The organism is Thauera sp. (assembly GCF_035444905.1).
In the GTDB taxonomy this organism is placed as follows: domain Bacteria; phylum Pseudomonadota; class Gammaproteobacteria; order Burkholderiales; family Rhodocyclaceae; genus Thauera.
In genome coordinates, this window is sequence record NZ_DAOMPS010000043.1 from 25648 (window position 1) to 35930 (window position 10283).

Sequence of the window (10283 nt, forward strand, 5' to 3'; positions counted from 1 at the left end):
AATGACCCGAATTATATTCCCTCTGCTCGTCGCCTTTGCAGCCCTGTTCAGTGCTGCGAGCCAGGCCCAGTCCGGCGTGCGCCTGGCGGACAACGCCCCCGACAGCTACACCGTGGTGCGGGGCGACACCTTGTGGGACATTTCCGGGCGCTTCCTGCAGCAACCGTGGCGCTGGCCCGAAGTGTGGCGCCTCAATCGCGACCAGATCCGCAACCCCCACCTGATCTACCCCGGGCAGGTCATCCTGCTCGATCGCAGCGGCCCGTGGCTGACGATCGGACGCCCGATCGGCAGCGGCACGCAGGATGGGCGACTGCAGCCGCGGGTCTACAGCGAGCCGCTCGACGCTGCGCTGCCGAGCATCCCGCTGCAGATCATCGAGCCCTTCCTCAACCGCCCGCTGGTCATCGACGGCCCGCGCCTCGAGGGCTCGGCCACCATCATCGCCACCGAGACCAGCCGCGTGCTGACCGGCTCGGGCGACACCATCTTCGCCAAGGATGTCGGCGCCGAGGCCGAGGTTTGGCATGTGTACCGTCCCGCCCGCCCGCTCGAGGATCCGGTGACCGGCGAAACCATCGCCTGGGAAGCGGCCTACCTCGGCGCCGCCCGCGTCACCGAGCGTGGCGAGCCGACCACGCTCGAGATCGTTTCCGCGGTCGAGGAGATCGGTGTCGGCGACCTGATGATGCCGAGCGAGCGCCCGAGCGTCTTCGCCTATGCACCGCACGCGCCCGAGCAGCAGGTCGACGGCCGCATCGTCGCCATTCATCGCGGCGTCAGTGAAACCGGTCGCCTGAACGTGGTGGCGCTCAACGTCGGCGAGCGCGACGGCATCGAGCGCGGCCATGTGCTGTCGCTGTTCCGCAATCGCGGCGTCGCCGAATACGCCGGCGAAGGCGGCAAGGAAAACTTCCAGCTGCCCGAAAAGCGTTACGGCGTGGTGTTCGTGTTCCGCGTCTTCGAGCGCGTGTCCTACGCGCTGGTGATGGAATCCGACGGCCAGGTGACGATTGCCGACGCCGTGCGCCAGCCCTGAACATCCGCCTTCGCAAGACCTGCACGCGCCCGTGACCGCACTCGGCTCGCTGTCCGAGGACCGGATCGCATCCGCCGACGCGGATGACCGCGCCGACTGGCTGCGGCTGAGTTCGATCCCCGGCCTGGGGCCCGAGCGCCAGCGCAACCTGCTGGCCGCCTTCGGCCTGCCGCGCCACATCTTCGCCGCCAGCCGCAGCGCGCTCGCTGGCGTGGTCGGCAGCGAAGCCGCCGATGCCCTGCTGACGGCACCCGCCCCGGACTGGATCGAGCGCGCACTGGCATGGGCGGCCGAGCCCGACAGCCACCTCCTGACCCTGGCCGACGAGGCCTACCCACGCAGCCTGCTCGACATCGCCGACCCGCCGGTGCTGCTGTACGTGAAGGGCAACCCGGCCCTGCTCCAGCGGCCCGCGCTCGCCCTGGTCGGCGCGCGCTCGGCTACCGCGCAGGGCGAGGCCAACGCCGAAGCCTTCGCCCGCAGCCTCGCGGCCCAGGGCCTCACCATCGTCAGCGGCCTCGCCCTCGGCATCGACGCCGCCGCGCATCGTGGCGCCCTCGCAGCCGGCGAGGCGGGCGGCGGCACCGTCGCCGTCATCGGCACCGGCATCGACCGCATCTACCCGGCGCGCAACGCCGCGCTGGCGCGCGAGATCGCCCGTTGCGGCGCAATCGTCAGCGAGTTCCCGCTCGGCATGCCGCCGCTGCAGCACAACTTCCCGCGCCGCAACCGTCTCATCGCCGGCCTCGCCCAGGGCGTGCTCGTGGTCGAGGCCGCCCTCAACAGCGGTTCGCTGATCAGCGCCCGGCTGGCCACCGAGAGCGGGCGCGAGGTCTTCGCGATCCCGGGCTCCATCCATTCGCCGCTGTCGCGCGGCTGCCACCGCCTGATCCGCGAGGGCGCCAAGCTGGTCGAGACCGCCGAGGACGTCATCGAGGAGCTGCGTGGCCGGCTGGGCTGGAAAACACCGCCCGCGCCGGCGCGCGGCGGGCGCCAGCGCAGGCCGGGCGGCGTACGCGCCGCCGCGGACGCTCCTGCCGCCCCCCCTGCCCAGGCCGCATTGGCGCTGGACGACGAGGCCGCACGCGTGCTCGGCATCATCGGCCACGACCCGGTGGACATCGACACGCTGGCCCAGCGCTGCGGCTTGACGGTCGATGCCCTGTACGCCATCCTGCTGCCGTTGGAGCTGGACGGTCACCTCGCCCGCCTGCCCGGCGGTCGCCTCCAGCGCATCTGAAACGGCATCCCCAGCCTCGCCTGCGCGGCCGCCGACCCCGCGGCAGGGTCCGTCTGCACACCTCAAACGCGTATATCGCCCGACCCCGAAGAGGCCGTTTTGTTCGACATCCTCGTATACCTGTTCGAAAGCTACATTCACGCCGACGCCTGCCCCGAATCCGATCTGCTCGCCCGCAAGCTGTCGGCAGTGGGCTTCGAGGCGGAGGAAATCTCGGAGGCGCTCGAGTGGCTTGCCGGCCTGCGCCGGGTGGCGCGCGAGATCCAGCCGGGCATCGCTCCCAGCGCCGGCTCGGTACGCATCTTCTGCGAGCAGGAACAGGCCCAGCTCGATGCGCGCTGCCGCGGCTTCCTGAGCCTGCTCGAGAGCGCCGGCGTACTCGGTGCGGCCCACCGTGAGCTGATCATCGAACGCGCCATGGCGCTGCAGGACTTCACCATCACGCTGAACCGGCTCAAGGTCATCGTGCTGATGGTGCTGTGGCAGCAGGAAGAACCGATCGACACCCTGATGGTGGACGAACTCCTGACCGAGGAAGAGGACTGGGCCTACGAACCGATCGTGCACTGACCGGTCCACCCCGCCAGCTTGCACGCGCAAGCGGGCAGTCCTTATCATCCGCCGCTTCCCGAACCCGCGCGCCTCCCGGGCGCCACAGCCGTCTCGACACGAGCATGAGCAAGCAACTGATCATCGCGGAAAAGCCTTCCGTTGCGCAGGACATCGCCCGTGCGCTGGGCGGCTTCACGAAAGAGAAGGACTACTTCGAGTCCGACGACTATGTATTGTCGTCGGCCGTGGGTCACCTTCTCGAGCTCACCGTGCCCGAGGAGTTCGAGGTCAAGCGCGGCAAGTGGACCTTCGCCCACCTGCCGGTGATCCCGCCCCACTTTGCGGTCAAGCCGATCGAGAAGACCGAGGACCGCTTGAAGCTGCTGACCCGGCTGATCAAGAGGAAGGACGTCACCGGCCTCATCAACGCCTGTGACGCGGGCCGCGAGGGCGAGCTGATCTTCAATTTCATCGCCCAGCATGCCGGCAGCAAGAAGCCGATGCAGCGCCTGTGGCTGCAGTCGATGACGGCGCAGGCGATCCGCGACGGCTTCGCCCACCTGCGCGCCGCCCAGGAGGTCGAAGGCCTGCGCAACGCCGCGATCTGCCGTGCCGAATCCGACTGGCTGATCGGCATCAACGGCACGCGCGCGATGACGGCGTTCAACTCCAAGACCGGCGGCTTCCACCTCACCACCGTGGGCCGGGTGCAGACACCGACGCTGGCGATGGTGGTCGAGCGCGAGGACCGTATCCGCAAGTTCAAGTCGCGCGACTACTGGGAACTCGAGGCGCGCTTCGGCTGCGCCGCCGGCGAATACCCCGGGCGCTGGTTCGACGAGAAGTTCAAGCGCCCCGAGGGCGACGAGCACGCCACCGCCTTCCGCCTGTGGGACAAGGCTCAGGCCGAGGCCATCCGCGCCAAGTGCGCGGGCAAGCCCGGCGTCGTCACCGAGGAGGCCAAGCCTTCAACCCAGCTGTCGCCGCTGCTGTTCGACCTCACCAGCCTGCAGCGCGAGGCCAACGGCCGCTTCGGCTTCTCCGCCCGCGTGACCCTGCAACTGGCGCAGGCGCTGTACGAGAAGCACAAGGTGCTGACCTATCCGCGTACCGACGCGCGCGCCCTGCCCGAGGACTACCTCGCCACCGTGAGCGAGGTCATGCGCACCCTGCCCGACCAGTACGCGCCCTTCGCCAACGAGATCGCCAAACAGGGCTGGGTGAAGCCCAACAAGCGTATCTTCAACAACGCCAAGATCTCCGACCACTTCGCCATCATCCCCACCGGGGCGCTGCCGAAGAACCTGTCCGAAGCCGAGCACAAGATCTACGACCTCGTCACCAAGCGCTTCCTGGCGGTGTTCTATCCGGCCGCCGAGTACCAGATCACCACCCGCATCACCCGCGTCGAGGGCGAGGCCTTCAAGACCGAGGGCAAGGTGCTGGTCAATCCGGGCTGGCTGGCGGTGTATGGCAAGGAAGCGGCCAACGACGACAAAGACACGAAAGAAGGCAGTGCCCCGCAGCTGGTGGCGGTGAAGCAGGGCGAGACGGTGTCCACCGAGGACATCGTGGTCAAGGCGCTGCAGACCAAGCCGCCGGCGCGCTTCAACGAAGCCACGCTGCTGTCGGCTATGGAAGGCGCCGGCAAGATGGTGGACGACGAGGAGCTGCGCGCGGCGATGGCCGAGCGCGGCCTCGGCACCCCGGCCACGCGCGCGCAGATCATCGAAGGCCTGATCAGCGAGCAGTACATCCACCGCGAAGGCCGCGAGCTGATCCCGAGCGCCAAGGCCTTCTCGCTGATCACGCTGCTGAAGGGCCTGGGCGTGACCGCGCTGACCTCGCCGGAACTCACCGGCGGCTGGGAATACAAGCTCGCGCAGATGGAGCACGGCAAGCTCAGCCGCGAAGCCTTCATGAACGAGATTGCCGAGATGACGCGCGAGGTCGTCGAGCGCGCCAAGCGTTATGAATCCGACACCGTGCCCGGCGAGTTCGTCACCCTGCAGACGCCGTGCCCGAAGTGTGGCGGCGTGGTGAAGGAGAACTACAAGAAGTTCGCCTGCCAGGCCTGCGACTGGAGCACCTGGAAGATCGTCGCCGGCCGCCAGTTCGAATACGACGAGATCGAGACCCTGCTGCGCGACGGCAAGGTCGGCCCCCTGCTCGGCTTCCGCAACAAGATGGGGCGGCTGTTCAACGCCGACATCGTGTTGAACGAGGACAAGCAGCCCACCTTCGACTTCGGCCAGCCCAAGGAAGGCGAGGAGGCCGAGGCGGTGGACTTCTCCGCGCAGGAGAGCATCGGCGCCTGCCCCAAGTGCGCCAGCCGGGTGTACGAGCACGGCATGGCCTATGTGTGCGAGAAGTCGGTCGGGCCGGGCAAGAGCTGCGACTTCCGCTCCGGCAAGATCATCCTGCAGCAGCCGATCGAGCGCGAGCAGATGGCCAAGCTGCTGACCGAGGGCAAGACCGAGCTGCTGAAGGGCTTCGTGTCGGCGCGCACGCGGCGCAAGTTCTCTGCCTTCCTGGTGCGCGGCAAGGACGGCAAGGTCGGCTTCGAGTTCGAGGCCAAGGCACCCAAGGCGGCTGCGGCCAAGGCGGCCGATGCACCCGCCGATGAGGGCGGTGAGGCCAAGCCGGCGGCGAAGAAGCGGACCACGACGCGCAAGACGGCCTGAGCGGACCCGCGCCGCGCCTGCCTCACACAGACGAAGGGCCGCCGATGCGGCCCTTCGTCATTCAGGCACTGCGCTGCGCTCAGCCTTCGAGCAGGCTGCGCAGCATCCAGGCGGTCTTCTCATGCACCTGCATGCGCTGGGTCAGCAGGTCGAGCGTGGGCTCGTCGCTCGCCTTGTCGGCGATCGGAGCGATGCTGCGCGCGGTCTTGATCACCGCCTCCTGACCCTGCACCAGCAGGCGGATCATGTCCTGCGCCGCCGGCACGCCGTCGGGCTCGCTCATGCTGGTGAGCTTCTGGAACTCCTTGTAGGTGCCCGGGGCGGGGAAACCCAGCGCGCGGATACGCTCCGCAATCTCATCCACCGCCAGCGCCAGTTCGTTGTACTGGGTCTCGAACATGACGTGCAAGGTGTTGAACATCGGCCCGGTCACGTTCCAGTGGAAATTGTGCGTGGTCAGGTACAGCGTGTAGCTGTCTGCCAGCAGGCGCGACAGGCCTTCCGCGATCTTGGCGCGATCCTTCTTGTTGATGCCGATGTCGATTTCCATACCGTTTCTCCTGTCATTGATGCGTCGGGATGGCCGCTCGCAGCCTTGCCACCGAATGCTAGGTCAATCGCGTGAGTGGCGCCAATTGACCCGGAAGATCCCCTTCATCCAGCGTGGCTATCGGGCACGCAGGCCGAGAGCCGCTGGGACGTGCGCCCCACCGGCCTCACGCCGGGCAGCTCGCTGTCGAGGATGGCCGCGCGCAGCACGTCGATCGCGCCACTGCGCGGATAGGTCACCCGCCAGGCCAGCGCCACTCGACGCAAGGGCTCGGGCTCGCTGAACGGGCGCACCGCGACCAGCGGGTTCTGCTCCGACATCTCGTCGGCGGCCGAGCTCGGCAGCACGGTGACGCCCAGCCCGGTGGCGACCATGTGGCGGATGGTCTCGAGCGAGCTGCCCTCGAGCGTGCGCTGCAGGCCGCCGATGTTGCGGCAGCTCGGACACACCTCCAGCACCTGCTCGCGGAAGCAGTTGCCGGCGCCAAGCAATAACAACTGGTCGTCGGCCAGATGCTCGGCGGCGATCGCCTTCTCGCGGGTCCATGCATGATCCGAGGGCATCAGCACGCGGAAGGGCTCGTCGTACACCGGCTGGGCGACGATGCCCGCTTCCTCGAAGGGCAGGCTGATGATGATGACGTCGAGCTCACCGCGCTTGAGCGCCTCGGCCAGGCGCGCGGTGAAGTTCTCCTGGATGATCAGGGGCATCTTGGGCGCGAGCCGGTGCACGCGCGGAATCAGCCGCGGCAGCAGATAGGGCCCGATGGTGTAGATCACACCCAGGCGCAAGGGACCGGCGAGCGGGTCCTTGCCGGCGGCGGCGATCTCCTGGATCTGGCTCGCCTCCATCAGCACCTTCTCCGCCTGGGCGACGATGCGCCGGCCGGTTTCGGTGATCTTGACCTCGGAGGCGCTGCGCTCGAAGAGCTGGATGCCGAGCTCTTCCTCCACCTTTTTCACCGCCACCGACAGGGTCGGCTGCGACACATGGCATTTCTCTGCAGCACGGCCGAAATGACGCTCGTGTGCGAGCGCGACGAGGTAGCGGAGATCGGTGAGGGTCATGGTGTCGACGCGCCGCGCGGGCTATCCATCTGAAATGGGCAACACGGGGATGTTACCGCGTCCACCCGGGTCCTGCTCGCACGGTGTGGCCGCGTACCGCCGCAGGGGACTTGAAGTCGCCGCCCTCGCCCCGATGTGAAAACGCAAGTCTCGGCGGGAACAGGACACGGATTCGGACGTCCACGCAGTCGTGTCGCTCAAACCCGCCCACTCCTTTTCCACGACCCGCGCGTGAATACCGATATGAAAAAGATTCTTGCCTTCAGTGCTTTTGCCGTCGCCCTCGCCGCCGCGCTCCCGCAAGCGCCTTTCGTGTCGCCGGCGCTCGCCCAGGCCGCCGCCGCCGCACCGACGATGGTGTCGCCCAACCGCTACGGGCTGCCCGACTTCGGCGATCTGGTCGAGCAGGTCGGCCCGGCGGTCGTCAACATCAGTGTGGTCCAGCGTCAGGCGCAGGGGACGACGGGTGAGAACCCCTTCGCCAACGACCCCTTCTACGATTTCCTGCGCCGCTTCGGCGTGCCGATGCCGGGCTTCCCCGGCCAGCCGGGCATGGGTCCGCGCATGCGCCAGGGCATCGGCTCGGGCTTCATCGTCAGCCAGGACGGCTACGTGCTGACCAACGCCCACGTGGTGGCGGGCGAGAATGCCGATGCGGCCTTGTCCGAGGTCACCGTGCGGCTGATCGACAAGCGCGAGTTCAAGGCCAACGTGGTCGGCATCGACCGCCGCACCGACGTCGCCTTGCTCAAGATCGACGCACAGAACCTGCCCACGCTGAAGATCGGCAATCCCGACGACGCCCGCGTCGGCGAATGGGTGGTGGCGATGGGCTCGCCCTTCGGCTTCGACAACACGGTCACCGCCGGCATCATCTCGGCCAAGGCGCGCCGCCTGCCCGACGAGACCTACGTGCCCTTCATCCAGACCGACGTCGCCATCAACCCGGGCAACTCGGGCGGGCCGCTGTTCAACCTCGCCGGCGAGGTGATCGGCATCAACTCGCAGATCTACTCGCGCTCGGGCGGCTTCATGGGCATTTCGTTCGCCATCCCGATCGACGTGGCGATGAACGTCAAGGACCAGCTCGTCGCCCATGGCCGCGTGCAGCGCGGACGGCTGGGCATCGCCATCCAGGGCGTGGACAAGGATCTGGCGCAGTCCTTCGGCCTGCCCGAGGCGCACGGCGCGCTGGTGGCGAGCGTGGACCCGGGCAGCGCGGCAGAGAAGGCCGGCCTGCAGCCGGGTGACGTGGTGCTCAGCGTCGATGGCCGCCGCATCGGCGACTCGGCCGAGCTGCCGCGCGTGATCGGCGAGAAGCGGCCCGGGACGCAGGTGCGCATGGAAGTCTGGCGCGACGGCCGCTCGCGCAACCTCACCGCCACCCTCGACGAACTGACCACCGACACCGTGGCCAGCGCCGAGCCGGCGCCGAGCCAGGTCGAGCGCTTCGGCGACAAGCTGGGGCTGAGCGCGCGCGCCCTGACTGCCCAGGAGGCGAGCGAACAGCGCCTGCGCGGCGGCCTGGTGATCGAAGGGGTCGAAGGCGCGGCCGCAAGCGCAGGCTTGCAGCGCGGCGACATCGTCCTCGCCATCAACAACCAGCCGGTCACCAGCAGCGCGGAATTCCGCGCCCTGCTGCAACGCGCCGGCAACCGCTTCGCGCTGCTGATCCAGCGCGGCAGCGCCCGCATCTTCGTGCCGGTGCGGATCGACTGATGATGGCGCGGGGGGCGATGCGGGCGACACCCGCATCGCCCCCGTCCCGCAGGCCGGGCCGGCGCCTGCGCCTGGTCAGAAGCGGAAGCGCGACACCGACTCCTGCAGCCGCGCGGCGAGCTGCTCCAGCGTCTGCGCGGCGGCCACGGTGCGATCGACGCTGCGGCTGTTCTCCTGTGCCATGCCGGCGATCTCGCCGATGCTCACCGTGACCGACTGGCTCGCCATGCGTTGCTCGGCGCTTGCCTGCGCGATCTGGTCCAGCCCCTCGCCCACTTCCACCACCAGTGCGTTGGCCGCGCCCAGCACCTGGATGACGGTGTCCGCCACCTCGCGGCTGGAGTCGATGTAGCTCAGCCCACTGTCGATCGCGCCCTGCACGGAATCCGAGCGGCGCTCGATCTCGCGCGTCAGGGCGTCGATCTCGCCGGCCGAACGCGCGGACTTTTCGGCCAGCTTGCGCACCTCGTCGGCCACCACCGCAAAGCCGCGCCCCTGTTCGCCGGCGCGCGCCGCTTCGATGGCGGCATTGAGCGCGAGCAGGTTGGTCTGCTCGGCGATCTCGCGCACTTCGCTGGTCATGCGCGAGATCGCCTGCGTCGACTCGACGAAGTCGCCCACTGCATCGGCCATCTGGCGCACCGTGGTTTCGACCTGGCCGACCTCGCCGACCAGGTGTTGAAGACTGCCCTGGCCCTCCTGCGAGCGCCTCAGGCTGTCGTGGGAACGGGCGCGCACCGCTTCGGTGTGCTCGGCGATGTGGGCAATGTTGCCCATCATCGCGTCCACCGTGCCGGCCGCGTTCGCCGAGCTCTCGCTCTGGCGCTGTGAGCCCTTGGCCACGCCGGCCGCGCTGCCGGCGAGCTCATGCGCGGCATGGGTCACCGCCGAGGCCGACTCGCCGACCTGGCGCACCAGCGCGGCCAGGGTGGCCATCATGTCGTTGAAGGTCATCGCGGTGCGACCGATCTCGTCGTGACCGTTGACGTCCAGGCGGCGCGTCAGGTCGCCGCCGCCTTGCGCGATCTGCGCCAGGCCCTCGTTCAGCTGCGACAGCGGACGGGTGACGAAACGGCGGATGAAGAGGTAGACGAAGCCGATCAGCGGCAGCGACACGAGGAGCGCGAACAGCGCGCTCTTGTTGCGGAACTCGGTGACCGCGGCATTGGCCTTGTCGAGCGAGATGCGCATCGACACCACGCCCAGCGGCGTGCCCGGCGCGACCTGGTGACAGGCGATGCAGTCCTTGCCCAGCCAGTTGGACGAGGCGAGCGACGGTATCGCCACGCGCAGGTGCTCGCCATGCTCGGCCGTGTGCTCGACGCGCATGGTGCTGCGGCCCTCGAGCAGGGCCAGCCGCTCCTCGGCGTCGCTGCCGCTAGCCCGCATTTCTCACACCCTCACGATTCGCCCCCGGTGGCGCGGCTTTTTG

The 10283-nt window shown here is 68.6% G+C and carries 8 protein-coding genes; 5 read left to right on the forward strand and 3 right to left on the reverse strand.

What is annotated here, in order from left to right; all coding sequences use genetic code 11:
• Position 1: 1 nt before the first annotated feature.
• The 4 genes from PLC66_RS16770 (at position 2) to PLC66_RS16785 (ending at position 5515) form a co-directional block, all read left to right on the forward strand.
• Positions 2–1039, forward strand: a complete 1038-nt coding sequence (locus tag PLC66_RS16770) for a LysM peptidoglycan-binding domain-containing protein (RefSeq protein ID WP_324542444.1) — start codon at positions 2–4, stop codon at positions 1037–1039.
• Between the two features lie 31 nt (positions 1040–1070).
• A complete protein-coding gene (gene dprA / locus PLC66_RS16775; protein ID WP_503012231.1) occupies positions 1071–2279 on the forward strand; it encodes a DNA-processing protein DprA in 1209 nt (402 codons plus the stop codon).
• Between the two features lie 99 nt (positions 2280–2378).
• Positions 2379–2849: a Smg family protein gene (locus PLC66_RS16780; RefSeq protein WP_324542446.1), complete on the forward strand. Its 471-nt coding sequence runs from the start codon at positions 2379–2381 to the stop codon at positions 2847–2849.
• A gap of 104 nt (positions 2850–2953) precedes the next feature.
• A complete protein-coding gene (locus tag PLC66_RS16785) occupies positions 2954–5515 on the forward strand; it encodes a DNA topoisomerase III (RefSeq protein ID WP_324542448.1) in 2562 nt (853 codons plus the stop codon).
• Positions 5516–5594: 79 nt separating this feature from the next.
• Here PLC66_RS16785 and PLC66_RS16790 read toward each other — a convergent pair whose 3' ends face one another.
• Both PLC66_RS16790 and PLC66_RS16795 read right to left on the reverse strand, forming a co-directional pair.
• A complete protein-coding gene (locus tag PLC66_RS16790) occupies positions 5595–6065 on the reverse strand; it encodes a Dps family protein (protein ID WP_324542450.1) in 471 nt (156 codons plus the stop codon).
• A gap of 104 nt (positions 6066–6169) precedes the next feature.
• Complete coding sequence (locus tag PLC66_RS16795; protein ID WP_324542452.1) at positions 6170–7132, reverse strand: hydrogen peroxide-inducible genes activator; 963 nt, start codon at positions 7130–7132, stop codon at positions 6170–6172.
• A 243-nt stretch (positions 7133–7375) separates the two neighbouring features.
• On the opposite strand from PLC66_RS16795, the gene PLC66_RS16800 reads away from it, so the two are divergent.
• Positions 7376–8851, forward strand: a complete 1476-nt coding sequence (locus tag PLC66_RS16800; RefSeq protein WP_324542454.1) for a DegQ family serine endoprotease — start codon at positions 7376–7378, stop codon at positions 8849–8851.
• 75 nt (positions 8852–8926) lie between these two features.
• Here the strand turns inward: PLC66_RS16800 and PLC66_RS16805 are convergent, their stop codons facing one another.
• The gene (locus PLC66_RS16805; RefSeq protein ID WP_324542456.1) at positions 8927–10240 is read right to left on the reverse strand and encodes a methyl-accepting chemotaxis protein; all 1314 of its coding nucleotides are present in this window, start codon (positions 10238–10240) and stop codon (positions 8927–8929) included.
• Positions 10241–10283 lie beyond the last annotated feature (43 nt).

Coding starts and splice junctions, on each gene's coding strand:
- PLC66_RS16790 (WP_324542450.1), bottom strand. CDS start 6,065: ATGGAAATCGACATCGGCATCAACAAGAAGGATCGCGCCAAGATCGCG.
- PLC66_RS16800 (WP_324542454.1), top strand. CDS start 7,376: ATGAAAAAGATTCTTGCCTTCAGTGCTTTTGCCGTCGCCCTCGCCGCC.
- PLC66_RS16795 (WP_324542452.1), bottom strand. CDS start 7,132: ATGACCCTCACCGATCTCCGCTACCTCGTCGCGCTCGCACACGAGCGT.
- PLC66_RS16770 (WP_324542444.1), top strand. CDS start 2: ATGACCCGAATTATATTCCCTCTGCTCGTCGCCTTTGCAGCCCTGTTC.
- PLC66_RS16805 (WP_324542456.1), bottom strand. CDS start 10,240: ATGCGGGCTAGCGGCAGCGACGCCGAGGAGCGGCTGGCCCTGCTCGAG.
- PLC66_RS16785 (WP_324542448.1), top strand. CDS start 2,954: ATGAGCAAGCAACTGATCATCGCGGAAAAGCCTTCCGTTGCGCAGGAC.